Source organism: Helicobacter muridarum (assembly GCF_000765805.2).
In the GTDB taxonomy this organism is placed as follows: Bacteria; Campylobacterota; Campylobacteria; order Campylobacterales; family Helicobacteraceae; genus Helicobacter_A; species Helicobacter_A muridarum.
In genome coordinates, this window is sequence record NZ_JRPD02000004.1 from 55,711 (window position 1) to 81,958 (window position 26,248).

Below are 26,248 nucleotides of genomic sequence, written 5' to 3' on the forward strand. Positions count from 1 at the left end.
GGTTATCAAAACCTAATTACCATGTGACTCTAGACATGCCAATAAGAATATCATCATAGGCATAAATAAATTCATCATACATAAAATCTAATTTATTTGTATTAAAACTAGTATTAGAATCTCCTTTTATGGAGCTAGAAGGATTATTTGTATTGTTTGGATTATCAGATTCTATACCTTTACCAATATCATCAGAATCGGGCTGTTGTGGACTCATAGGTATAGATAGAGTTATCGTTTTACTTGGTAATGATTCTATGCCAAATTTATCCACACTTACAACATAATAAGAATATGTAACCCCTTTTTTCATATTGGTATCAATAAAATCTGCCGTCATGATTCTATCAAATCTATTAATAGAATCATAATTACCTCCCTTACGGTAAACAATATAATATCTGATCCTATCATCATTGATAATATTCCAAGTTATAACAGCGGAATTATTCTTTATTTTGCTATCTATTATAGTAGGAGTTTGCGGTGGGGATAATGTTTGCCCCTTTGTTGGAACATCTTGCTTTTCTGATTCTAATTTATATATATCTTGAGCTGTTACTTTATAAAATCGCGATGCCCCATTTTCTTGAATCTTATCAATATAAGAAGTAGAACGAACAAAGGCTAACTTTGTATAATTTGCATTTTCAGAATCTGCAACCCAAACATTATATCCAATTATGTCTTTACCCTCTATTGGATCCCAATCAACCCATATAGCATGAGGCTTATTATTAGTAGCCCTTATACCATTTACAGTATTTGGAGCGGAACGAGTTTGACCTATTGCCACCTTACTTGGCACAGATAAAGCACCGTCATAGCTTTGGGAGATAACTCTATATGAATACTCTATACCATTATCAAGACCATTGTCAAAAAATTCAACAGACATACGATTATTAGTTGAACCAATATTAACAAATGTATCAGTTTTAGGATCTTTCCTTTGAATGATGTAATTTTTCACAACAGGATTCGGACTTGGACTCCAAAATATCTTAATACGTCCTGCATAGTTCTTAGAAGTATATACAAAATCAACAGGATCTATATATGCAGTCCTAACTTTCAATACTTCACTTTTTTTAGAAACACGAGAATCCTCGCCAACTAAAGCGATAGCGTATTCATAGTCTGTTTGTGGTTGCAACTTACTATCAAAATAATGAGTAGATAATGCATTTTTTATAAAAGCTATTTTTTGAAAATTACCATTACTATCTTTACGATAAATTACATAACCGATAAAAGAATCCAGATCGCCCTCTGGAACTTTCCACTCAAAACCAATGGAAGTAGAATCTGGCAAAGCATTAAATGACTTTACAACAGGCAAACTCATATCAACTTCATCATTTATAACAGAACTTTTAGAACTATTAGACAATGAGGTGCAACCAACTAAAAAAAATATCAATACAAAAAAGCAAAAATAATAAAAGATAATCGACCCTAAAAAAGGTATATGAAATTTTTGTAAATAAAATTTTTTATTATAGATTTTATATTTATACAAATATATCTTAATCATTCTGCATTTACCTCATGATATTTCAGTATAGATTTTAGCATTTATCATTATTATCTATCAAGGTTTGTTGCCAAATACCAAGAGTTGTTTGTAATTTTTCTTGGTAATTACTAAAATTTTGCTCTAAGAATTCTAGCAAATCTTTAGGTATTTTTGCACTAAAAACCTTACCTTGAAAATAAAGAAATACCGCATGGAGTAACATTTTAGTTTTGTATTCTTTGCTTAAAGAATTGGGACTATAAAGAGAATCTCCATATATATAACGATTAAGCGAGCATAAATGCACCCTTATTTGATGTGTCCTGCCACTAAATAATCTAACACTTACAAGCTCATATTTACCATTATCGCTTTTCGCAATGCTTAAAAACTCGCTCTTAGAATCTCTAGCTTTAGGAAATCTATTTTTATCTAGCTTTGCCATTTTTAAACGATTATTTGGGTTTCTTCCCATAAAGCACTCTACTATAATATGACTTTCTTGAAGCGGTGGGGAAATAATACAAATATAAATCCTGCCAAGCTTTCTTCTTTGTAGCATATCAGCAAAGAATTTGTGGCTTTCATTATTTTTTGCAATAAGGATTGCTCCACTTGTATCTTTATCCAATCTATGAACAATCCCGCTTCTTTCCTCTCCATTAATTGTAGAAAGAGAATATTTATGAAATTGCAAATAATCACTTAATGTAATATCTTTTATACTTGGGGCAGGATGAACTGCTAGATTGCGAGGTTTATTTAAGATAATATAGTCACTAGTTTCCGCAATAACTTCAATATAAATATTTTTTATATATTCAGCATTGCTAGATTTAATACTTGATTCTAAATAAATATTAGATTTGCTATATTCTAAGGTTTTTTTTATGAAATCTCGCGAGGCATAAATGTTGATTACATCTTTTTTGAAAAGCTTTCTGCTTTTCTTAGCCAATATATCATTTACAAACACATACCCCGCATCTATCCACTGCGAACTTTGATGTCTAGAAATTCCTAAAACTTCGTGCAAAGCTATATCTAACCTAGCAAAATCTTGCAATAAGCCAAAACAATACAAAATATTCATATTTTTGAAGCATATAAATTTTTATAAAGCCAAAAGATTCCAATACATAAAGCAATACCAACTATGTATCCTGCAATCAAAGAATAAAATATACTTGCTACCAAAAAACTTATTAGTGTTATTCCTGCTATTGTGCTAACATATGGCAATTGTGTAATAAAATGGCTTTGCACGGAACAACCAGCACCTGTAGCTGATAATATGGTAGTATCTGATATAGGAGAAGCGTGATCTCCATATACAGCACCAGATAATATTGCAGATATAACAAAGCTAAGTTCAAGCCCATTAACATTTGCAAGGGTAGCTCCAATGGGTAGCATAATGGCAAATGTTCCCCAACTAGTGCCAGTGCAAAATGCAATAAAAGCAGAAATAATAAATGAAACTAATGGGATAGCAATACCAGCTGCTATGATATTGCTTTCAAGCCACAACCTAGATAAATTAGATAGATAGATTCCACTTTGCAAATCATTCTTTATAACAGGACCTATGCTCCATGCAAGCACAAGAATCAAAACAGCAGGTAGCATAGATAACACGCCCATTTTAATAATTGGAAAGAAAGAATCTGTAGTAAAATGCTTATATGATATTATATAGCTTATTATAAGTGCACCAAAGCCCCCCCAAAATAACGAAAAGCTAGTATCTGTATTAGCAAGCATATCTATTATGCTTATACTTTTTGATTCTAAATAACCTGTAATCAATATCAATGCCCCTATAAAGAATATAAGGCTTATAATTGGTATAATTAGTAAATAAATACTGCTAGGGGCTCTTTGTTTGGATTGGAGGAAATCGCTTACACCGATATTTCTATTACGTCTCATGGCTGGTAAATCTATCTGCCAATAAATTGTCAAAAAAACTGCGAGTAATGCAAGCCAAGCATAATAATTACCCCAAATACTAGCGAATAATAAAAGAAAGGCATTGTTTTCATTTAATCCACCAATGATTCCTATTATGTAAGCACCCCAACTAGAGATTGGCATTAGAATGCAAATTGGTGCGGCAGTAGAATCTATAATATATGCTAGTCTTTCTCTTGTAGAATTATTTGCATCATTAAGGTGCTTACTCATCTGTCCAACCGTAAGTGCATTAAAATAATCATCAATAAATATAACAATCCCAGCGATAAATGCCAAAAACTCCGAACCTTTTGCGGTTTTTATCCTATTGCGAGTCCACTTAACAAAAGCAGACACGCCGCCTGAATAAGAGATGACTTGAGTTAAAATTCCAAGAATAAACATAAACCCGAATACATAGAAATTAGATAGCTCAATATCTACTCCATTCTCTGATACGCTATAAAATACGCCGCTAATACTATGATAAACATAAAATAAGGAATGCAATATATTTTCATTCCAATTAATTTGCATTCCATACAAAATGCTACCCGCAAAGCCTACCATAATACCAGATAAACAAATTCCAACGAAAAGAGATAAGACAATTCGTTTTGTAATAATAACCATTGTGATAACAAATATAGGTATAACCAAACTAAATGCAGAATCTGCATACATAAATAAAATCCTTTTGATAGAGTCCTCTTTCATTGTAGCTTGAAAGACTAAATCTTGCAATATATTTTAGCAATGAGCGAGTGTTTGGAATCCTTATTGTTGGGAAAGTTCTAGCATTTTGGTAATACTATTTAAGTTTAATAAAACTTATTATAATTGTTAGCTAAAATATTAAAAGCAGGGAGATATATGGAAAACGAAGTGATTGAATTGCTAAAGGATCATAACAACTTGGAAAGTTTTGGCTATATGATTCTATTTCTATACTCTGTGGGTGGAGGATATATTGGAATCATAACAGCTGGCGTATTCTCATCTCTAGGGAAGTTTGATTTAAGCATTAGTATCTTGTTGGCAATTTGCGGAAATGTTATTGGAAGCTCACTTTTTTGTGTATTTGCTAGAACACAAAAAAGCGAAGTTTTTAAAATTTTTAAAAAACATAAACGAAAATTAGCCTACCTACAAATCATGATAAAGAAATATGATTGGATAATTTTCCTAATTAGCAAATTCATACATGGTTTTAGAACATTTGTCCCCATAGCTGTTGGCATTAGTAAATATAGCTTGATAAAGTTTTTATGTATCAACTTCATTGCGTGTATCATTTGGGGCATCAGCTTAGGGTTACTTGGATTCTATGCGACAGGTATGCTATTACCTATATTAAAATTTTTACTTCAATATCCATATTTATTTGCTATTATTTTGCTAACACTCATTACAATATTCACAGTTATTAGTTATATACGTAAGCGACTATCAAAAGATAATAATATACAGCTAATTGATAATAGAAGTAAATTAGAATAATAATAAGAAAATTTAATTTAATATAAAGTTAAACAAAATAACTATTAGCAACAGTACTGCTAATCATATCTCTTCCAATATGTCCTATCAAAGAAGTCTGCCTCATTTAATAAAGCCTCAAATGGTTTGAATCTCTCCTTGTAGCCCATAGACTTATGCCCCTTAATCCAATAACCAGGATAAAAATATTTTAACTTAAGTTTTCTAGCTAGATTTAGTAATAATAATATATTTAATGTTCCTAAGCTCAACTTTTCAAAATCATGATCATAGAAAAAGTAATTAGCACTCATAGAATCTTCCACAATATCAAAATAGCTAACCCCAACCAAATGCCCTTCACGATAGAGACACATCTCATATCCAAAAAACTCACTACCAGATACAAATGAGCTTGTATATCTATCCATATCAATGCTATTCATACTCCAGCCCTTTTTATACATCATTTTATTATGATATTTAAGATACAGGCATACCCTAGCATCATTTGTTAGTGGACGTCTAATTTGTATCAAAGTATTAATATTCTTTTTCATTACTTTTTTCATACTAGAAGTCATATTGAATTCTTGGACTAGATTCCTAATAGTAATGCATCTATTACAACCAAAACATTGAGGTACAAAGTAATATTCACCAAAACGTCTATATCCTCTAGCTAACAAGCCATTATAAAAATAAGGAGTGCAATCCTTAATACATAGATAGCGAAATTGGCTTTGAAGCTCCTCAAAATATGAACAAGGATGTAATTCAGAAAAAAAATCAAAATACTCCATATTATTCCAACTAACGAAAAAACTTTATTTTATTATAAGTTTTTATTGCTATTAAATAAAAAATAGGAATATCAAGTAGATTTATCACAGATTTTACTAGATAATCAAATAAAAATAACATAAAAACATCATAATAAGGCAAAACAAATAAAAACGCTATATGAAAAAATATAAAGGTATCAATACACTGCGCAATACTAGTACTTACACCATTGCGTAGCCACCATAGTGATGGAAACTTCTCTTTTAATTTATAAAAAACAAATACATCAAGAAATTGAGAAGCAAAAAACGCCAATATGCTAGCAAATGCAATTCTAGGGTCGCTAACTATAAATACAGATGTGATAAATGCAAAAAATAACCCAAACCTAAGCGTTCTAAGCACTTCCTTGCGACTATATTTCTCACTTAATATATCCATTAACAAAAAAGATAATGGATATGTAAGCGCACCATATGTAACATGTGTATCCATGATTCTAAAACTAACAAGCATATTAGAAATAGTAATAATACAAACAAATATTGATACTGTTAACCAAAATACCGTTTTGCTCATCTTAGATTCTACTGGTTGATAGGAATTCATTATACTTCCTTATTTGACTTTTTATTTAGCATTTAACTCGGAGAGTTTTAACACAAATTCTATCTCCCCCTTACTCATATAAAGATCTTTGGCTATGGCATCAATGGTGTAACCATTTTTAAACATATCAATGATCTGTTTTTCATTTCTTTGTTGTGTTGGAGTATTAAAATGTCCAAGAGAACGTAATTTCTCCTCAAGTATAAGAATTTTGTCCTCAAAATAATCTCTATCACTTTGTAAACCATGTTGCAAGGCGTTTATGTCACTTTTATGTTCTGTGATAATTTTCAGTAAGTCGTTATATTTACTAGAATCTCTAGACTTTTCAGATTCTACAATCCACTTCTGTATCTTATAAATTTCTTTATTTATATCTTCGATTGAGTGTTCTAGCTGAATAATCTTCTTATAAGTTTCTTTCTCTTTCGTCATTATATAAAGTAAAATAATAATAACTACTATAATAAAACATAAAGCAATAATCACACTCATTGTTTCATAGCTTATATTAACAAATGAATCTGTCATATTCATTCCCCTAGTAAATATCGGATTTACGCGCTTTAAGCATTTCTCTCTCTACACTCATTATATAGCCATCATAATCTTTTAAATCTCTCTCACCTATCTTTGTAATACGAAATACATCAATATCCAAGCCCTCTGCAAATAATGGAACATAACGAGCAGGAAATGTAGGTAAAAATAATCTTACATAATATTGTCTCCATACAAGCAAATTTTTGCCATGGGATTCTTGAGGTTGATTGGAAATGTTGGTTGCATTTGTAGAATGTGAATAGACACTAAGATTAGAATTTACTAAAACATCTGGCAAGTTGCCTTTCTCCTGCGCACCAATATCGCTGCTCTGTAACACAACAATACCATGACCAAGCTTATATGTATGGGAGATATGTTCTAAGTCTATATATTTTATAGCATTTCCAGATATAAGATTCTCAATATGCTCTAGTTTTTTATAAATTTGCACTAACATTTCACCTAGTATAAATGTCCCACCCCCACACTTACAATCACCGCTCTTTGATTTTAGTGAACTCAACCATTTTTCAATAGAATTATTGTGAATCTGCGTTATAGTATGATACTCTTCTAGAGCTTTGGGATTCAGATCCTCATCTAAAAGCTGAAATTCAATTTGCAATCTAGATTCTACTAATCGAGTTTGAAACTCCATATCAAAACCTCACTACACTATCTAAGATGATAAAAAACAAGAATACAAATCCCAAATAACCATTAGTAACAAAAAACGCCTTTGGAATATTGTGTAAATCCTTGCAAACTATCACATGCTCATAAACCAACATAATAGCAGCTAACAATAATCCTATAATTGCTAGATTATATGTTTGACTACACCTAAGAAATATGGCCCAACAAAATATTGCCAAAATATGCGAAATTCTAGATATGCTCAAGGCATTATCTAAGCCAAATCTAGATGGCACAGAATATAGTCCATTAGCCTTATCGTGCTCTATGTCTTGTAACGAATAAATCAAGTCAAAACCAGCAACCCAAAATAACACACCTAAACATAAAAACGCAGTCCAAATATGCAAATCTCCGCTTACAGCAATATCACCAGCAAGAGGTGCTAAACCAAGAGACAATCCTAAAACCCAATGGGCTAAATATGAGAATCTCTTCATTAGACTATAAAATCCAATAATAATAAGAAATGGAACTGATAGCATAAATGCTAAATCATTGATAAAATAACTTACTAATACAAATGCAATGATATTTAGAATACAAAATGCGAGTAATGAAATAACTGAAATCCTACCATCAACGCTTGGGCGATTCTTGGTGCGATTATTAGTAATGTCAATATCCCTATCACAAAACCTATTGAAAGCCATAGCAAAATTCCTAGCACTAACTAAGGCAATAACACATAAAAATAAAACCTTAAAGCCAAAGAATCCATTATCATTGACTGCATTTGAGGAAACAACCATAGCTATTAGTATAAAACTCGCACTAAATATAGTATGCTCAAATGCTACCAATTCACTAAATACTTGTAATCTATGCCATATTTTTCTTATTGTCATAACTGATAGCTCACCGCCCTTGATTTAAGTATTGTAAGCACAGCACTATTTGGCTTACGCAAAGCTTTTAACTATAACATAAAAGACAGCTAAAATCAAGCTTCTATAACTATATAGAGATATAGCATAAAAATCAATATCATTCAGATAAAAAATAAACATAGACAATAAAACTAAATAAACTTTATAGTATTAAGCTAAAATTTTATATTATACTTTCACTAAAGAATAGTTTTAAGGATTTGACATGGCAAAAAGTCTTTATGAAACTCTTGGTATTTCGGAAAATGCAAACAATGATGAAATAAAGAAAGCTTACCGAAAGCTAGCAAGGCAATATCACCCAGATGTAAATAAATCTCCAGAAGCTGAGGAGAAATTCAAAGAAATCAATGCAGCATATGAGATACTAAGCGATTCGGAAAAAAAAGCAGCATATGACCAATATGGGGATTCTATGTTTAATGGGCAAAGCTTTGGAGATTTCTCTCGTCATCATAAAGGTCAAAATTTAAATGATCTTCTTAATGCCATATTTGGCAACTTTGGCGGTTACAATCGTAATGGTTCTAGCTTTAACGGCTTTGGTGGATATGCTAACTTTGGTAACTTTGGAGAATATAATAATGATATTGACTTAGATATTGAAGCGAGCACAAAAATACCTCTTAAAACAGCAATTATAGGAGGAAATTTAAAATTTACATTAAATAACTCTAGCTTCGAGCTTAAGATTCCAGAAGGAATCTCAAATGGAACAAAGCTAAGGGCAAAAGGTAAAGGCAGAAAACTAGGAAACATTACAGGAGATGCAATAATAACAATAAACATATCTACGGAGAAAAACTTTGAAATTGATGGAATCGACCTCATTCAAGAAATCTATGTTCCTCTGAAAATTATGCTATTTGGTGGTGATATGGTTGTAAATACAATACAAAAAGACATAACGATAAAAATCCCAAAAAATGTGCAAAGTGGGTTAAAAATGCGCGTTGAAGGAATGGGATTCAAAGATAGAAAAAATGGAAAACAAGGAGATCTTTTGTTGAAATTGAGAGCATTATTACCAAATAGCGATGATCTTAGTCCGGAGCTTAAGAACTTAATGTTAAAAGAGCTATAAAATCACTAGCACAAATCGAATTCAAAGCCCAAAGTTTTATGTTAAGATTACTAATGTATTTCAACGCACATTCTAAGGAGTTCCTATGGAAGCTGGATATGATGAGCCTGTATTCCCAATTAGCGTTGTAGCTAAGATTCTTGAAATACACCCACAAACATTACGCCAGTATGAGAAAGAAGGCTTAATTGAACCATCAAGGACAGATGGTAAAATGAGGCTATATTCACAGCGAGATATGGATAAGATTAGGACAATCCTAAAATTAACAAGAGACTTGGGCGTAAATCTTGCTGGAGTAGATATTATTTTACGATTAAAGGAACGTATGGACGAATTAGATAGCATGAATGATGATTTACGCAGTAATATACACAAGAAACAAGGAGCAACCTCAAGCGACTTAACAATTACAAAAAGCTCTTATGAGATCGTTATATTATCAAAAAAATAAATAAACTTCTTTATTATTAAATACCGATTCTGCAAAATGTTAATAAAAAATAATAAGACATAATATAAAGCCTATAAATGAAATGATAAAATTAATACAAAATGCAAAAACTAGAGCTTATCTAACCTCTTCAACGCAATAAATAGCTCCATAAAAACACAAAACTATAAGACAAATGAGAAATTAAGAAATGGAATCATATTAAAGTTTACTAACCAAGTCGTCTAAAATTATAAAAAGCCAACCATCAACATTTAGCCAAAAGAATATCCATACCTAAACTCTTAACTACAATAGATCGATAGATTCCTTGCAAAAGCTTGCAGTCATATTTAAAAGATTGACATTCTAGCTTACCCTCAAGGCGTAATTTTCTCAATTCATTTTTTGCCAACTTATCGCTTTTTGTATATATCTCCAAAACCTGACAAGCATTACCAAAGCTTATAGTATCTAGAAAATCACGAATTTGCTTATCTATATTTAGATCTCTATGTCTTGAATCAATCAAATGACAAAACAACTTAATACTATTTCGTCGTTGCAAAAAATCAGTTAAATTTCTATCCCATTGCTGCCTTTGCTTCTTATCAACTTTTGCATAACCAAAACCAGGAAGATCAATAATAACCAATGGCAATTTATAAGCATATCCTAAGGTAGAATTAGTGTTAGTTCCTCGTATCTCCCAAGTAGTTTGAAAAAAGTTGATTAATCTAGTTTTGCCAGGAGTGCTAGAGCTTTTAGCAAGCTTGGCGTTTAAGATTTTATTAATAAAAGAGCTCTTTCCTACATTGCTGCGACCAAGTATTGCTATTTCTGTATATTGGCTTGGAATAGATTCTAAAATATTGCTAGCAGACTTAATAAATTTTGAATGAAGTGGACGTATCATAACATTAGAATCTATAAAAATACTAGTATCTGCAACATATTGCACTATGACACCTCGCTATTAAGGAATAATACTTTACAATCATAACACAAATAAGCTGCATAAAACTTGATTAATAGAAAGCTAGACTAGCGTGAAGTAGGTGTATCGTGCACAATAGTAATCTCCCCATTGATATCGCTAAGAATCGCGCAAGCAGCTTCCACAGCACTACCCATAGCACATGTAACCATTGTTGTAACACCAGATGCTAATCCAGCGACATATATTCCATCCTTAACTTCCTGTCTACCATTCCAATGTAACTTTATTTTGTTTGGTTTATTCATAAGAGTATGTGCTCTAATAATATCTCCTAAACCATTAATATCAAATCTGCTAGCCCCTGTAGCAAGAATTATATAATCTGCGCTTTTATTTATATTATATCCTTTTACTTGAAAATCGCCCTTTTTGCCCAAAATATCACTAACAGTTCCAACAATGTATTCAACTTTAAGTAAAGAATCAATTTGCATTTTTGTCTGCTCAATAATTTCTTTACCTGTAATCGCACGCGGAAATAGTGGCACATTATAAATTGCTGCTGCATTCAAATCAGCCTTATTATCATCAATAATACTAATATCAAAATCCAATTCTGTGCTCTTAGCTGAAGCTAACACCAACGCTGCACTTAAACCTGCAATACTCCCACCTATAATAATAATTGATTTTTTCATAATTTATCCTTAAATATAAAAATAAATATTAATTTTATAATAAAAAATGTTAATTTGCAGATAAATGTTTTAAACAAAACTCAACCTAACTTAGTATAAAATAACCGACATTTTCTAAAAAAGAAAAAAAGGAACATTTATGACCTTAGAGCAGTATAAACAATATGCCAAAGAAAATGAAGATTGGACTCCAGGCTGGGAAGCAATAGATCGGGCGTTTGAATCTATCTATCATGAACAAAAACCAAAACATTATGCAACAAATTTAGTATCGAGAGCAAATCTTGGTGGTGATCAATACCTAGATGGATATAGTATATACAAATCTGAACATGGCTACTCTCATATTGTAACTTATGGCATGAGTGAACTATATGTAAATGAAGAATCATTTGGCGGCGAATGGAGTGGCTGGGGATATGAGATGACATTTAAGCTCATGAGTAAGAATCCACAAGATTGTCTTTGGGTGTTTAATATATTTGCTAATTTAGCGTTTTTAACCAATACTAAAGAAAATTTCTTGCAGAATCTACAATTCATAGCTGGCGATAATAAACCAATAGACAGAGTTAGTAATTCTCAAATAACTGGTTTAATTGTAGTATATGATACAGAGATATTAAGCTCAAATACACCACATGGGCGATTAGATTTCTTACAACTAGTTGGTATAACACAAAAAGAGCTTGAACATATTGCTAGATTTGAAGATGAAGAAGCAAGTAAGGCTGAAATACAAAAGCTAGTCCATAGAATGCAAGAAGACAATCCATATCTAGTAACAAATATGCAAAGAGATAAAAACTATATATAAATATTTAGATATAATAAATATCGTATTTAAAAGTTATTTAAATTATAAAATATCTATATTTAGTAATCTTTATAGCTATTAGCTTTATAATTTATAACCATACTTCATAGGAGATATAATGAATGCAACACAAATTGCAAAAGATAACTTTGGAATTGTATTAGATTCTGATATAAAGTCCTCATTAAGCAGCAAAGTAAAAAAGATTGATAGAGGTTATTATCCCAAACATATTCTAAGGGCTTTAGCAAAACAAGGATATTTCACCAACAATATTGCTAGCACCAAAATTATTAATGATATAGATATCATTAGCAATTTAAAACCTAAAGCCAATAAAAGTGATTTTTCTAGCTTCCTAGTCCAAGCATTGAAAAGTATCTCTGCTATCTCCTCAATATGCGGAACAACAGGATTTTGCGTTTGGTGTCAGCAAGCTCTCTCATGGTATCTTGCCAATAGCAAAAACATAACCTTGAGAGATGAGATTTTAGAAACCGTGCATAAAGGTTGCTTACTTGGCGGAACAGGACTATCAAATCCAATGAAATCATATGCAAATATTGAAAATAATTCTTTGAAAGCCAATAAGGTAGATCAAGGCTATATTATAAAAGGAATGCTTCCTTGGGTATCTAATATTGAATATGGTCATGTATTTGCAACTATATTTCCAGTTACAAATGGTATATCAAATACAAGATTTGTCATGGGGCTAGTTCGTTGTGAAGAAGATAAAGGTATAGCATTAGGAGATAATATTAGTTTTATAGGTTTAGATGGTAGCGCGACAAAGTCTGTTAAATTTAAAGATTATTTTATGCCTGAAAGCGACTGTATCGCAAATCCTGCCGAATCCATATTAATTAGCATTACAGCCGGATTTATTATATTGCAAATGGGTATGGGCATAGGTATTATCTCTTCATGTTTAAAACAGATGAAAAAGTCAAATATAACTCATTCACATATAAATAGATTCCTTAATATTAGTGAAAATGAGTTAGAAGATTCCTATCAATTACTAGCAAATAAGGCTATCGAGCTTGCAAAGACACCATACAAAAGCGATAGCAAGGAATATATGTTAGATGTGTTAAATACGCGACTAGAGTTTTCTAAATTAGCACTTAAAGCTAGCAATGCTGCTTGTCTGTATTCAGGGGCTAAAGGCTATATAAAAGGCAGCAATGTTGAGAGATTATTAAGAGAATCTTATTTTATCGCTATGGTAACACCATCAATCAAACACCTACAAAAAGAGCTATATGACATAAGTCAAGGAAGAGGAGTAATGAAGCAATGGAAAGAAAGCTTAGCAAACATCAAATGAAGCATATAAGATAGTTATACAAATGGACAATAAGCTAAAGGCATTATTCTAATAACATAAATAACAATTTCTAACAATATAAATATATGTTTAAGCCCATATAGCGGCTATCTTTGATAGATAATATTGGTTTGGTTTTACGCTTTTTTCATACTTCACAATACAAAATGTTCTTTTTTTAGCTATAATTCTAAATTGCGAAGTTAATTAGCTTCTGTGTATTTTAGGAGTTTTTGTGAAAATATTTAGCAAGCATTTTCCTTATATATGCTCTGGTTATAAACAAATACTATCAACTAACATATCACTAAACAATCAGGTTATTTGCAATATAGGAGCTAATATTGGTTGTTGTATTCAAACATTTGAGAATCTTTTTATGTTTTTACAAAAACACCGTAGCATTGCTATTTACGCTACATCTCATATATATAAAAATTCGCCATTTGGCTATGTCAAACAACCAGATTTTTATAACGCTTCCATGATTATATATACTAGCCTTGACATTAGGAGTATATTTGTGCTCTTTTCATATCTTGAGCGTAAATTTGGTAGATTGCGAAGAAGAATCTTTAGAAATGCTCCTCGTACACTTGATATTGACATAATTTTTTATAATAATAAAAAAATTCGTCTAAATCATATGCATATCCCACATATAGATTACGTAAATAGACAAAGTGTTATATCCACTTTGAGATTCCATATAGGTTAATATATGAAACTATATACTTATTCGGGAGAAACGCCAACAGAAGCACTTAAAAGGGCGCAAGCTATGCATGGAGATGAGGCACTAGTAGTAGAAAATAAAACAATTCGAAAGAAAACACTAACAGAGCCAGGATTATATGAGATTGTAGTGCAAGTTGATGAAAAAGATGGTGCCAGTCTTAATACTCAAGAAAAAGAAATAATCCAAAATAGGACAAATAGTATTCAAGAAAGATTAGATAACATAGCGCAAAGAGAACTAGAAAGAAAAAGAGCTCAGAAGAACCAGAGCTTTTTTGATGAAAACATTAGTAATCAGCTAAGTCGTGCTGTGCGTGAGATTTCTGAACTATCAAATGAGATAGAAAATGATGATGTAAAACTAAACTTTAGTAATAATGTTTTGAGAAATCAAAATCTACTTCCTTCTCAACAAGTTGTTCGTCAAACTAATCATCCAATAGCTCAAGCAAGCGACACTATTGGCAGACTAAATAAGAGAGTTGATACTAAGATTCAAGAAAAGCAGAACCTAAGAAATAGGGATAGCAGCAATGTAGATGAGTTAAGAGGCATAAAGCAAGAACTAGACAAGCTAAATGATAAATTAAAGCTTATACAGAATATGGTATGGGAAGATAGAAGCCCGAAGAATGAAGGGATAAATATACCATATGAGTTTGCAGAGATATATCGTATAGCCAAGACAAGCGGCATTATTAACGCACATCTTGATGCAATAATGAGTTTAAGCCTAGAGCTTATGCCTCTTAAAATGAGGGAAAATTCGTTAACTATTAAGCGTTACTTTAGAGAAGTATTACGCAAAATGATATATTGCAGACCTGAAAGCAAAGACACGACAAAGAAAATCATGATGCTTGTTGGTCCAACTGGCGTAGGCAAGACTACTGCACTAGCAAAGCTAGCAGCAAGATTCTCATTAGAAAAAAAAGCAAAAGTTGGAATTATAACCCTTGATAGTTACAGAATTGGAGCATTAGAGCAACTCGAATGGTATGCAGAACGAATGAGAATTAGCATACAAATGGTAATAGCTCCTGAAGATTTTTTAAAGGCCCTTGATTCTTTGCGCTATTGTGATTACATATTAATAGATACAGCTGGTAGAAGTCAAAATGACAGTGAGAAGATATCACAAATTAAAAAATATCTTCAAAGTGATTATAAAATTAACACATCTCTTGTCATGAGTGCTACTACAAAGTTTGAAGATCTGCGCGACATCTATGATGCATTTGGAATACTAAATCTAGATACACTAATATTTAGCAAACTAGATGAGAGTAGAGGTCTTGGGAATATATTTTCATTGGCATATGAAACAAAAAAACCAATTAGTTATTTTTCAGTTGGACAAGAAGTCCCAACAGACTTAGTTGTAGCTACCAATGAATCACTAGTTGATTGGCTATTAGATGGCTTTATCAACCCAAATTCATAAGGATTTAGAAAGCGAATTTGAAATGCTTGTCATATTTGCATAAAGGAGCATCATGACTATTGGAATTATAGGAGCAATGAAAGAGGAAATCGCACCCCTTATTGGGAAATATAATAACCACAAAGAAACAACCATAGGTGGCAACACCTACTACAATATAAAGTATAACGAGCACAATATAATCATAGCGTATAGCAAAATAGGCAAGGTGCATTCAGCAATTAGCGCGTTAGTGATGATTTTACATTTTGACTGCAAAATCATTATTTTTAGTGGTGTAGCCGGAGCATTAACAAAGGATTTAAGAGTTGGGGACTTGGTTGTAGCAACTAAGTTATGCCAGCACGATGTAGATATTTCAGCTTTCGGACACGCATTAGGATTTATCCCGGAAGGCAAACTATTTTATGATGGAGATTCTAATTTAAGAAAGCTAGCCAATGAAATTGGCAAAGATATGGGTATTGAAATTAAAGAAGGGATTATTGCAAGTGGAGACCAATTTATAGCAAATCAAAATAGAAAAGAATTTATTATTAGCAAGTTTAATGCCATTGCAGTAGAGATGGAGGGAGCTAGTGTAGCTTGTGTATGTGATAATTTTGGGATTCCATTTTGCGTCTTTAGATCTATTAGCGATGCTGCAGATATGGATGCTAGTATTAGCTTTGATGAATTTTTGGATTCAAGCGCAAAAATTAGCGCGGATTTTGTAAGCAGAATGATAGATAAGATTTTAAACCAACATATATAAAAACCTTAGCTTAAAATATATAATGATTATCTCTATATAAGATGATATTGCAATAATTATAGGCTATACAACTAGAATAATTATTAAGGAAGCATTAATGATGGAATTATTAATTGAGATTCTAATAGAGGAGTTACCAGCCATTCCTTTATTAAATAATCTTAACTCATGTAAAGAGAAATGGAATGAGATTCTAAAACAAAATAGACTAGAATCAAAGTTTGATTTTTTTTATACTCCAAGAAGACTAGTCATTATTCATAGAAATTTTCCAGCAAGGCAAGAAGACTCTATTATTTCTTTATATGGACCGCCAAGCAATATAGCTTACAAAGAAGACAAAACACCTTCAAAAGCATTATTAAGCTTTCTATCTAAAAATAATATAAAGCAAGAACATATTACAACTAAAATTAAAAATAAAAAAGAAATAATCTATATAGAAAAGGTTTCACAAGGGATAGAATCAAAAAAGCTTCTAAGCAATATGGTTATAGAATGGTTAAACAGTTTACACTTTGGGAAAAACATGAGATGGGGGGATAATACTCAAAGCTTTATTAGACCAATTAGAAATATCTGCATTTTACTCAACAACAACCTAATTCCTTGTAATGCCTATGGCGTGCAAGGAAGCAACATAATAACTCCACATAGGCAAGCTAGAATTAAATACGATTCAGTAAAATCAAACGATAATCTTAGAGCTAATAGTATAGATTCCTATATTCATATTTTACGTAATAATGGGGTTGTGCTAGACCAACAAGAACGTAAGGATATAATTATCAAAGCTTTCAAAACGATAGAAGATAAGCATAATGTGCAAATTGAAATTGACAAAGAATTGCTAGATGAAGTAATAGCTATCACCGAATATCCAACCGTGCTATTAGGACGTTTTGATAATAAATTTTTAGAGATTCCAAAGGAAGTAATCATCACCTCTATGAAGGAAAATCAACGATATTTTTCCATATATAATGGAACAAAGCCTCAAAACTTTGAATCTAAAACTAACAATTTATATGCTGGATTCATTGTCGTTAGCAATGCTTTTATGGGGAATTTTGACTTGATTTTAAAAGGAAATGAAAAAGTTCTTCGAGCAAGATTAGAAGATGCCCTATTCTTCTATCGTAATGATATAAAGGCAAATATGAACTTTGGTAGCCTCACAAATATTGGTTTTATAGATGGAGCTGGAAATCTTCAAGACAAAGTAGAGCGTGAGGTGATTTTGGTAGAAAAGCTTTTGTATGCAATCAAAGAACAATGTTCAGAAGCATCAAATAAACAAAAAGCAACTCTTGAAATAGATATTAACAAAGACTTACAAAGTATTATAAAAACATTATATCATGCTAAAAATGACTTATTATCTCAAACTGTTGGAGAATTCCCAGAACTACAAGGAATCATGGGCGCGAATTTTGCCTCTATTATTGGCTTTAATGAAAGAGAGTGCCTTGCAATAAGAGAACAATATCTCCCACATGGAAAGGATTTGTCCTTGCCTAGTTCTAATTTTAGTGCAATTATCAATCTTGCTATAAAACTTGACACCATATTTACATTGTTTCATTTAAAAAAGATTCCTACTGGCTCAAAAGATCCATTTGCCTTGCGTAGACAAACAAGCGCATTTCTTAGAATATGTGTAAAATTTAACTATAATCTAAAAATATCTGATATTTGCAACTTAGCTATGAATAGCAAAGATTATGCGAATCTCGATTCTAAAATATTAAATGAATTCATATTAGAGCGCATTTATGGAATCTGTAACCATATAAATCCAAGTATTGTACGGGCTGTATTGAAACTTAATATTGGAATTGTAGACATGTTTTATAGAATCTATGCCCTAAATAACTATTGCGATAAGATTGATATAAGGTCTGTTATTAGCACATTTAAGCGGGTAGCAAATATTTTAAATTCAACCGTTGATACAAAAAACATGATTAATGCAGAACTATTCGAAGAAAGCGAAAGAGAGTTATATAACAATCTCCTAGTATACAAACAACAAAAAAAACAAATAATCCTAGAGCATAATAGCGATATATCGCCATTAAATGCGCAGGATTTCTTGCATCAAGAATATATCAAGAATCTAGTAATGCAACTAGAGTTATTATTTAGCCTTAAGAAAAACCTTGACGATGTTTTTGAGAATGTCCTTATTAATTGTGAAAATTTAAAATTACGTGAAAATAGAATTAGCCTAATCCAAGACGTATTTAATGAATTTCTAGAATTTGGCGATATGTGCCAAATCGCAATATAGCTTTTTATACCATAGGTTGATATTATCTACTTATAGCATTATATTTTCTAAAATATTAAATATGCCCATAGTTAGTAGATTTATGATATATCAATATGGGCTAAATTGATATTTTTAGATTAATAAGTTAAAATTAATTTTTAACCATCTAAGCTACTACCCAATATAACTTAGTAAAATTATCATGAAATACAAAATATATAAAATCTAGTCTGCAAAATCAGCATAAACAAGCGCGCTACCCCAAGTAAACCCAGCACCAAAAGCATCCAATAATAACAAATCCCGATTCTTAAACATGCCATGAGTATAGGCAAAATCCAAAGCCATAGGAATACTAGCCGCGGAAGTATTGCCATATTTCTGAACAGTTAAAACAATTTTTTCATCTGGTAACTCAAGCGAATTAGCTATTGCTTGTATGATTCTTAAATTAGCTTGATGGGGTACAAAATAATCTAGTTCATTTGGTAAAATATTATGCTTTTGTAACATATATTTTGCGTCCTTGCTTATAGTTCGAACAGCAACTTTAAATACTTCATTGCCCTTCATTCTAAGAAATTGATTTTCTGTCTCTTTCTCCTCTATTATTCCATCTAATATAGATATATCTGATTGAAAATTATTTGGCATATTATTGCTTTTAGGAGTATAAAGCAAATGCGAAAAATCACCATTTGAAGAGATATGAACGTCTTTTATGCCAACTTTATCACCTTGACCAATTACACAAGCCCCTGCTCCATCTCCAAAAAGTACGCAAGTGCTTCTATCTGTGAAATCCAAAATTGAGCTTATTTTTTCCGCACCCACTACCAATACATTATTATAGGCACCGCTCTCTATGTATGACTTTGCCATAGACAGACAATAAACAAAACCAGAACAAGCTGCAGTAATATCAAATGCTGGAATATCCTTCATTCCCAACTTAGAAGCAATAATACAAGCAGTAGATGGCATACCAAAAAAATCTGGGCTAATACTAGCACAAAGTATAATGTCAATATCACTTGAACTCAAATTAGCTCTTTTTATAGCCAATTTGGCCGCTTCTACACCCAAATCGCTACTTTTCAGATGGCTAGGAGCAAAATAACGTGTATTTATACCTGTTCTTTGCACAATCCATTCATCACTTGTTTCCAAAAAACTTGTAAAAAATTTATTTGGAACGCAACGACTGGGCACATAAGAGGCAATAGATTTCATAGAAGCATAAACTGACATGCTGATTCCTTGTTTTGATATTGAAGCATAGCACTTAGACCTACTTAAACTAGCCTTATTTATTTTGATTAAAAGCTTCCTGAATGATGTCGCATACCATAGTTTCACAACCTACGACAGCCTGATATATTGCACATTCAATAGCTCTAGCATTACTTTTACCATGACTAACAATCACTGGCTTCTTAACCCCAAGCAATGGGGCACCACCATATTCCGCATAATCTATCTTTTTCTTTAAAGAAGAAAAGGCTTGCTTCATGAACAAATAACCAAACATGCTAAAAAATGACTTTCTAACTTGTTCTTTTAGTATGATACCAATAGAACTAGCTACACCCTCACTAGCTTTTAAAACAAGATTACCCATAAAGCCGTCGCAAACTATAACATCTACACTACCATTAAAAATATCAGAACCCTCAACATTGCCCTTGAAAAAATCATAGTGTTTCAACATCTTAAATGCTTCTTTCGTTAATTCGTTGCCTTTAGAATCTTCCTCTCCATTAGAAAGCAAACCAACTCTAGGGCTAGAATATCCTAAAACCTTTTTAGCATAGTGAAACCCCATAATAGCAAAATCTAAGAGATATTCAGGTTTACAATCTGTATTTGCTCCTGCATCAAGAATAATGCTTGGGTTAGAGGTAATCGTTGGCATACAAGTACAAATTGCAGGTCTAGAAACACCAGGTATCCTGCCGATCTGTAAAGTGGCAAGACTCATGGTCGCTCCACTATGCCCCGCACTCACACAAGCATCAGCCTCACCTTTTTTTAATAATTGTATAGCTTGATATATTGAAGTATCTACGCGTTTATTGGCTATACTAGCGGACTCTGTCATTTGCATAAAATCATTGGTATGGACTATTTGTATTCTCTGTAAGATAGCATTAGGCAAATGTTTAGAATCAACAAATGGCTTTAATAGTAGCTCATCACCCACTAATAAGGCATGAAAATTCTTATTCTCCAATGAACTAAGCAAGCCATCAACAACAGGTGCTATACCATTATCAGCCCCCATTGCGTCCAATACGATTCGTAGCATAACGCCCTATTTATATGTCTGTGTAAATTTATTAATAAAGTGAGGAAGTTTCCAACTACCATCTTTATCTTTAATAGGTTTTGCCAAAGATACACTATAATGCGTGCGCCTCTTCGCCGCCCTTGTTTTACTAACTCTTCTCTTAGGAACTGCCATAACTACTCCTTAATATTATAATCTAGGCGAATGGATTCTACTTCGCCTTGCAATATGAAGCCAAAATCTATAAATCCATCAAAAAACTCTATAACCTCTAACGGATCAATATCTGATGTTTGACTTTGTATATCCCAGACTCCATCTGAAAAATACAAAGTCAAATCTTGCCTTATAGTTTTAAAAAAGAGATCACTACTCAACACACAAACTAATTTAAGTCTAGCACAAAATTCCCCTTGAAATTTAATAATTCTAGAATCCACCCTTTCTATACTGCCAACTAAAGATGCACTTTCATCTGATTCTAAGAATCCAGAATCGCTACTACAAGTAAAATCTATCTTCCTTGGATTAGAAAGCACTTTTCTAAACTCTATCCTCATTATGATACCTTATATCAATACCATAGAAAATAAATCTAAAACTTTAATCTACACAATGTGTATCAAGTTTATAACTACAAACCAAAATCTGCTAAGAAAATCTTAAGTAATCTTTTAGGACTAATAATCAATCTAAAATAAAATCATCATCAAATCAAAACAATAAGAATAAAGCTTCTTAACGTTTAAGGCTGTCTAAAGATTCTAAAATATAATTAAACATAGAAATAAGGTTCAAAAAGACTTACACCAAACTCTTAAAAAATTTCACGTCTAGCGAAGAAGAAAGAAATCTCAATAGCTGCATTATCTTTAGAATCGCTTCCATGCACAGCATTTTCATCAATGCTATCAGCAAAATCAGCACGGATTGTTCCAGCTTGTGCTTCTTTTGGATTCGTAGATCCCATTAATTCCCTATTCTTAGCTATAGCATCGCTGCCTTCTAGAATCATAACAACAACAGGTCCACTAACCATAAAATCTACTAAATCCTTAAAAAAGGGCCTATCTTTATGTATAGCATAAAATTCGCCAGCCTCTTCTTTACTCAAATGCAGCTTTTTTATAGCAGCAATTCTTAAGCCGTTCTCCTCGAAACGTGAAATTATCTTACCAACCAATTGTTTCCTCACAGCATCAGGCTTAATAATAGATAATGTTTGTTCCATATTCTCAATATTCCTTAAATTAAATAATAACGAACACATCATCAAATATAGATAGATGGCATAGTTAAGAATCAATATAATACAAACTTTGTATTATATTGATTCTTAACTATGCCAAGTTCGTTGTTTAAGTGAAGTTAGATTCTACACTAAAAACAATCAAAAATCAAGTTTTAACCAAATAAAAGATAATTTAGCTACAAATATAAATCCTATGCCATCTATCTATCTGTTATAATTATATATTTTACACAATACGCTTTTTACAATCAATTATTTCATTAAAATTTATATATGCTAATCCAAGATACGCAAGGAAGTAGTCTATGTCTCTTTTTCAAGCAAATATACAAAGTATTATTTATGAATCTTTTGCCAAGCAAGATTCTATGTGCTGCTGCTATTATGCTAATGAAATTAATAATGCAGCTAGCAATAAATCTAGTTGTGTCAAACTACAAGATGTAAACTTATTGCACAAATATACAGAAGAATCTCTTAAACAATATAAACCCAAGATTATTCTTTGCGGAAGTGATGAAGCATATTTATGTTATCAAGCTTTAAGTTTCATACTATCTCAAAAAAATACAAAAGATGAATTGCTACCAATATTACTACCAGACATTCGTGCAAAACCATTTGATAGCATGCAGAGTTTTTATTCGGAGTTTAGAGAACTATTTGCTAAACTTTCATTATGGTATAGAAATGATTGTAAACAGATTCTAGTCTCACCTGTCCAAACGCTTATGGCTTTTATGCCAAGTGCTAATTTACTTAGTTGCTTTAACCTTAGTTTAGGAGAAAATATCGCCAATGCGAACTATCTAAATCAAAGTAGAGATGATAATATTCCATCTAATTTTAAAAACAGTTATAACATAGAATATAGAACTAATAATTTAGGATTAAATAAACTAGCAGAAAAGCTTTTGCACTATGGCTATGAACATGTAGAAATCGTAGAAATGCAAGGAGAGTTTTCTCACAGAGGAGACATTATAGATATATTTATACCAAATACTAATATGCCCGTGCGACTAAGTTTCTTTGATACAGAAATTGAGAGTATTCGCTATTTTGATTATCAAACACAGCTAAGCAATAAAGAAGAATTAGAATGCATTACAATTTATCCAGCCCTATTTAGCCTTAGTGACACTGATTACTTGTTTTTAGAGTCAAAAATTAAGTCCATGGATAACACAAACGATAGCTATCAATATGCAATAGAAAAAAGTATTAATACTGTTGGATTTTGGTTTCTTAAAGATATTGGCGGTATTAATTTATTAAAGCATTATACGTCTATATTTACTCCAAAAGCAATAATAGAATATAAAGAAAATCTTGAATATATTGATCAAGATCTATTACTAAGCGATACAGCCAAGATAAAAGTTCTAAAGAATGCAAAATCCTTTAAAGATATGGATACATTTCGTTTAAGCAATCTGGCAAACACTATTAGGCTCAATGCAAATAAGCAAATAATGATTCTAAGTCCTACAAATGCTTTGATAAAGAATCTTTTAGATAACAATCAAACACAATATATAGAATCTACAAAAAATATCAAAAACATTATAACGCCATTTTACTTGCACATACAATCAGAAACACAAATATTCATTAGTCTACAAAAACCACAAAGAATACAAAAAAAAGCTATAAAGCTAGATTTAGATTCACTAAAGGTTGGTGATTTCGTGGTGCATAACGAATATGGTGTAGGAATCTTCCAAGCAATACAGCAAGTAAGTATTATGGGTGGATTAAAGGATTTTATTAGCATAACATATGCCAATGATGATAAGTTGCTGTTACCTGTGGAAAATCTAAATATGATTGAAAAATATACCAGCTTTGACAATACAATAATCAAACTTGATAAATTGGGTAAATCTAACTTTTTACGGTTAAAAGATTCTATCAAGGAGAGACTACTAGAAATTGCCAATGAAATCATTAGAGTGCAAGCACAAAGAGAGCTAAGCAATGGAGCCATTATCTCACTACAATCTCCACAAAATTTAATCGCATACAGTAAGTTTGAAGAAGCAAGAGGATTTGAGCTTACAAAAGATCAAGAGGTTGCCATACACGAAAGTTTTAAAGATTTAGCAAGTGGAAAAGTTATGGATAGATTACTTAATGGCGACGTAGGATTTGGCAAAACCGAAGTTGCTATGAGTATTTGTTTTGTAAGTGCTATTAATGGATATACAAGTTTTGTGCTTGTGCCTACTACTCTGCTTTGCAACCAGCATTTTGATAGTTTTAAAGAAAGAATGAAAAAAATAATATTGCCAAATGGCAAGATAATAGGAATTGCAAAGATTGATAGATTTACAACCCAAAAACAAAAGGAAATATTACAAAAAGATTTAGCAAATGGAAACATTCATATTGTAATTGGAACTCACGCACTATTTAACCTAGAGGCAAAGAATCTAGGCTTGATAGTCATTGATGAAGAGCATAAATTTGGTGTAAAACAAAAAGAGACACTTAAGCAAAAAAGCATTAATACACATGTATTATCAATGTCTGCTACTCCAATTCCTCGCACTCTCAATATGGCTTACTCAAAACTCAAAGCAATCAGTCATCTACAAACGCCTCCAACATATAAGCAAGAGAATAAGACTTTTGTTAAGCAAAAACAAGATTCTCTAATTAAGGAAGTTATCATTCGAGAGCTAAGACGCGGTGGACAAGTATTTTACATCTACAACAACATAGCAAGAATGCCAAACATAAAAAAATATTTGCTAGATTTATTGCCAAATCTTAAAATCTTAGTTTTACATTCCCAAGTTAGCCCTAAAGACACAGAAAAAGGCATGCTAGATTTTTTACATAATGAATATAATGTCTTACTTTGTACTTCAATAGTGGAATCAGGAATTCATCTGCCAAATGCTAATACCATCATAATAGATAATGCTGAAAACTTTGGCATAGCTGACTTACATCAATTAAGAGGCAGAGTTGGTAGAGGTAAGGCTGTGGGATTTTGCTATTTTTTGGTGAATGAGAATCTAAATAATGACGCAAAGCAAAGACTTTTAGCATTAGAGAAAAACTCATATCTAGGCAGTGGAGCGAATCTTGCTATGCGCGACCTAGAAATTAGAGGAGGTGGGAATCTATTAGGACAAGCGCAAAGCGGACATATCAAGCAAGTAGGCTTTGGAATGTATGTTCGTATGCTAGAGGAAACATTGCACAGCCTTTTACAAAGTAGCACATATGATAACAAGGTTGATTTAAAACTATCTATTTCCGCATTTCTAGATAGCTCTCTAATAACTAGCGAGCGTATGCGATTAGAGCTATATAGACGTCTCTCTCAAGTCAAAAGTGAATATGAAGTGTATGAGATTGAGCATGAAATAGAAGAGAGATTTGGTAAATTAGACAAATATAGCTCGCAATTCTTAGAACTAATCATTATAAAGACTCTAGCTAGCAAGTTGCAAATTAAGTCGATTAGCAATATGGCACATAATATCTCACTAATTTACCACGATAATTCAAGAATCACATTGAACTCCCCAACAAAAGATGATGATGATATTATTTTAACCATTAAAGAATACCTAAAGAAAATGCTAAAAAATAAGCCAAATGAAAATCAAATTCAAAATCACACGAAATACAACAAAATAGAAGAATCCTAAAGAAAAAGCACAATAATTAAATTTCTAATGAAACAATGATA

At 31.7% G+C, this 26,248-nt stretch carries 25 protein-coding genes; 10 read left to right on the forward strand and 15 right to left on the reverse strand.

Annotation, left to right across the window (positions count from 1 at the left end; all coding sequences use genetic code 11):
* Positions 1-16: 16 nt before the first annotated feature.
* The 3 genes from LS73_RS02940 to LS73_RS02950 all read right to left on the reverse strand — a co-directional run bounded on the left by LS73_RS02940 (position 17) and on the right by LS73_RS02950 (position 4,159).
* Complete coding sequence (locus LS73_RS02940; protein WP_138069978.1) at positions 17-1,393, reverse strand: fibronectin type III domain-containing protein; 1,377 nt, start codon at positions 1,391-1,393, stop codon at positions 17-19.
* 178 nt (positions 1,394-1,571) lie between these two features.
* The gene (locus tag LS73_RS02945; RefSeq protein WP_034557829.1) at positions 1,572-2,612 is read right to left on the reverse strand and encodes an RluA family pseudouridine synthase; all 1,041 of its coding nucleotides are present in this window, start codon (positions 2,610-2,612) and stop codon (positions 1,572-1,574) included.
* Positions 2,609-4,159 carry a Na+/H+ antiporter NhaC family protein gene (locus LS73_RS02950; protein ID WP_034557828.1) on the reverse strand — a complete coding sequence of 517 codons (1,551 nt, stop codon included), beginning with the start codon at positions 4,157-4,159 and terminating at the stop codon, positions 2,609-2,611. The genes LS73_RS02945 and LS73_RS02950 overlap by 4 nt, the downstream gene beginning before the upstream one ends.
* Before the next feature lie 189 nt (positions 4,160-4,348).
* Between LS73_RS02950 and LS73_RS02955 the strand changes: the two genes are divergently transcribed.
* On the forward strand, positions 4,349-4,975 hold the full coding sequence (locus tag LS73_RS02955; protein WP_052089580.1) for a DedA family protein: 627 nt from the start codon (positions 4,349-4,351) through the stop codon (positions 4,973-4,975).
* Between the two features lie 59 nt (positions 4,976-5,034).
* Here the strand turns inward: LS73_RS02955 and LS73_RS02960 are convergent, their stop codons facing one another.
* From LS73_RS02960 to mqnP, 5 genes are read right to left on the reverse strand one after another with little or no spacing between them, the layout of a single operon-like run.
* Positions 5,035-5,757 (reverse strand): arginyltransferase, encoded by a 723-nt coding sequence (locus LS73_RS02960; protein WP_034557826.1) that lies wholly within the window; start codon positions 5,755-5,757, stop codon positions 5,035-5,037.
* 10 nt (positions 5,758-5,767) lie between these two features.
* Complete coding sequence (locus LS73_RS02965; RefSeq protein ID WP_233708791.1) at positions 5,768-6,349, reverse strand: queuosine precursor transporter; 582 nt, start codon at positions 6,347-6,349, stop codon at positions 5,768-5,770.
* A gap of 21 nt (positions 6,350-6,370) precedes the next feature.
* Entirely contained in the window at positions 6,371-6,880 is a 510-nt protein-coding gene (locus tag LS73_RS02970) for a DUF6115 domain-containing protein (protein ID WP_233708792.1), read from the reverse strand.
* A 10-nt stretch (positions 6,881-6,890) separates the two neighbouring features.
* The gene (locus LS73_RS02975; protein WP_034557824.1) at positions 6,891-7,553 is read right to left on the reverse strand and encodes a hypothetical protein; all 663 of its coding nucleotides are present in this window, start codon (positions 7,551-7,553) and stop codon (positions 6,891-6,893) included.
* Between the two features lies 1 nt (position 7,554).
* Entirely contained in the window at positions 7,555-8,439 is an 885-nt protein-coding gene (gene mqnP / locus LS73_RS02980; protein WP_034557823.1) for a menaquinone biosynthesis prenyltransferase MqnP, read from the reverse strand.
* A 247-nt stretch (positions 8,440-8,686) separates the two neighbouring features.
* On the opposite strand from mqnP, the gene LS73_RS02985 reads away from it, so the two are divergent.
* Positions 8,687-9,565, forward strand: coding sequence for a DnaJ C-terminal domain-containing protein (locus LS73_RS02985; RefSeq protein WP_104692087.1), 879 nt, complete (start codon positions 8,687-8,689; stop codon positions 9,563-9,565).
* A gap of 85 nt (positions 9,566-9,650) precedes the next feature.
* A complete protein-coding gene (locus tag LS73_RS02990; RefSeq protein WP_034558344.1) occupies positions 9,651-10,019 on the forward strand; it encodes a heat shock protein transcriptional repressor HspR in 369 nt (122 codons plus the stop codon).
* A gap of 247 nt (positions 10,020-10,266) precedes the next feature.
* Here LS73_RS02990 and yihA read toward each other — a convergent pair whose 3' ends face one another.
* Together yihA and LS73_RS03000 are read right to left on the reverse strand one after the other, a co-directional pair.
* Complete coding sequence (yihA, locus tag LS73_RS02995) at positions 10,267-10,959, reverse strand: ribosome biogenesis GTP-binding protein YihA/YsxC (RefSeq protein ID WP_052089725.1); 693 nt, start codon at positions 10,957-10,959, stop codon at positions 10,267-10,269.
* 83 nt (positions 10,960-11,042) lie between these two features.
* Positions 11,043-11,636, reverse strand: a complete 594-nt coding sequence (locus LS73_RS03000) for an FAD-dependent oxidoreductase (protein WP_034558346.1) — start codon at positions 11,634-11,636, stop codon at positions 11,043-11,045.
* Between the two features lie 139 nt (positions 11,637-11,775).
* Between LS73_RS03000 and LS73_RS03005 the strand changes: the two genes are divergently transcribed.
* The 6 genes from LS73_RS03005 to glyS all read left to right on the forward strand — a co-directional run bounded on the left by LS73_RS03005 (position 11,776) and on the right by glyS (position 19,015).
* On the forward strand, positions 11,776-12,453 hold the full coding sequence (locus LS73_RS03005) for a suppressor of fused domain protein (RefSeq protein ID WP_034558348.1): 678 nt from the start codon (positions 11,776-11,778) through the stop codon (positions 12,451-12,453).
* A gap of 118 nt (positions 12,454-12,571) precedes the next feature.
* On the forward strand, positions 12,572-13,786 hold the full coding sequence (locus LS73_RS03010) for an acyl-CoA dehydrogenase family protein (protein WP_104692088.1): 1,215 nt from the start codon (positions 12,572-12,574) through the stop codon (positions 13,784-13,786).
* A gap of 235 nt (positions 13,787-14,021) precedes the next feature.
* A complete protein-coding gene (gene folK, locus LS73_RS03015; RefSeq protein WP_034556804.1) occupies positions 14,022-14,504 on the forward strand; it encodes a 2-amino-4-hydroxy-6-hydroxymethyldihydropteridine diphosphokinase in 483 nt (160 codons plus the stop codon).
* Between the two features lie 3 nt (positions 14,505-14,507).
* Positions 14,508-15,968, forward strand: coding sequence for a flagellar biosynthesis protein FlhF (flhF, locus tag LS73_RS03020; protein ID WP_034556806.1), 1,461 nt, complete (start codon positions 14,508-14,510; stop codon positions 15,966-15,968).
* A gap of 52 nt (positions 15,969-16,020) precedes the next feature.
* Positions 16,021-16,722 (forward strand): 5'-methylthioadenosine/adenosylhomocysteine nucleosidase, encoded by a 702-nt coding sequence (locus LS73_RS03025; protein WP_034556809.1) that lies wholly within the window; start codon positions 16,021-16,023, stop codon positions 16,720-16,722.
* A 97-nt stretch (positions 16,723-16,819) separates the two neighbouring features.
* Positions 16,820-19,015: a glycine--tRNA ligase subunit beta gene (gene glyS, locus LS73_RS03030; RefSeq protein ID WP_034556811.1), complete on the forward strand. Its 2,196-nt coding sequence runs from the start codon at positions 16,820-16,822 to the stop codon at positions 19,013-19,015.
* Between the two features lie 207 nt (positions 19,016-19,222).
* Here the strand turns inward: glyS and LS73_RS03035 are convergent, their stop codons facing one another.
* From LS73_RS03035 to ndk, 5 genes are all read right to left on the reverse strand, one after another.
* The gene (locus LS73_RS03035; RefSeq protein ID WP_034556812.1) at positions 19,223-20,248 is read right to left on the reverse strand and encodes a beta-ketoacyl-ACP synthase III; all 1,026 of its coding nucleotides are present in this window, start codon (positions 20,246-20,248) and stop codon (positions 19,223-19,225) included.
* A gap of 55 nt (positions 20,249-20,303) precedes the next feature.
* A complete protein-coding gene (gene plsX / locus LS73_RS03040; protein WP_104692089.1) occupies positions 20,304-21,305 on the reverse strand; it encodes a phosphate acyltransferase PlsX in 1,002 nt (333 codons plus the stop codon).
* A gap of 6 nt (positions 21,306-21,311) precedes the next feature.
* Entirely contained in the window at positions 21,312-21,461 is a 150-nt protein-coding gene (gene rpmF / locus LS73_RS03045) for a 50S ribosomal protein L32 (protein WP_034558047.1), read from the reverse strand.
* Between the two features lie 2 nt (positions 21,462-21,463).
* Positions 21,464-21,847, reverse strand: coding sequence for a hypothetical protein (locus LS73_RS03050; protein ID WP_034558048.1), 384 nt, complete (start codon positions 21,845-21,847; stop codon positions 21,464-21,466).
* 257 nt (positions 21,848-22,104) lie between these two features.
* Positions 22,105-22,518, reverse strand: a complete 414-nt coding sequence (ndk, locus tag LS73_RS03055; RefSeq protein ID WP_034558049.1) for a nucleoside-diphosphate kinase — start codon at positions 22,516-22,518, stop codon at positions 22,105-22,107.
* Positions 22,519-22,844: 326 nt separating this feature from the next.
* Here ndk and LS73_RS03060 point away from each other — a divergent pair, with 326 nt between their 5' ends.
* Positions 22,845-26,207 carry a DEAD/DEAH box helicase gene (locus LS73_RS03060; protein ID WP_104692090.1) on the forward strand — a complete coding sequence of 1,121 codons (3,363 nt, stop codon included), beginning with the start codon at positions 22,845-22,847 and terminating at the stop codon, positions 26,205-26,207.
* Positions 26,208-26,248 lie beyond the last annotated feature (41 nt).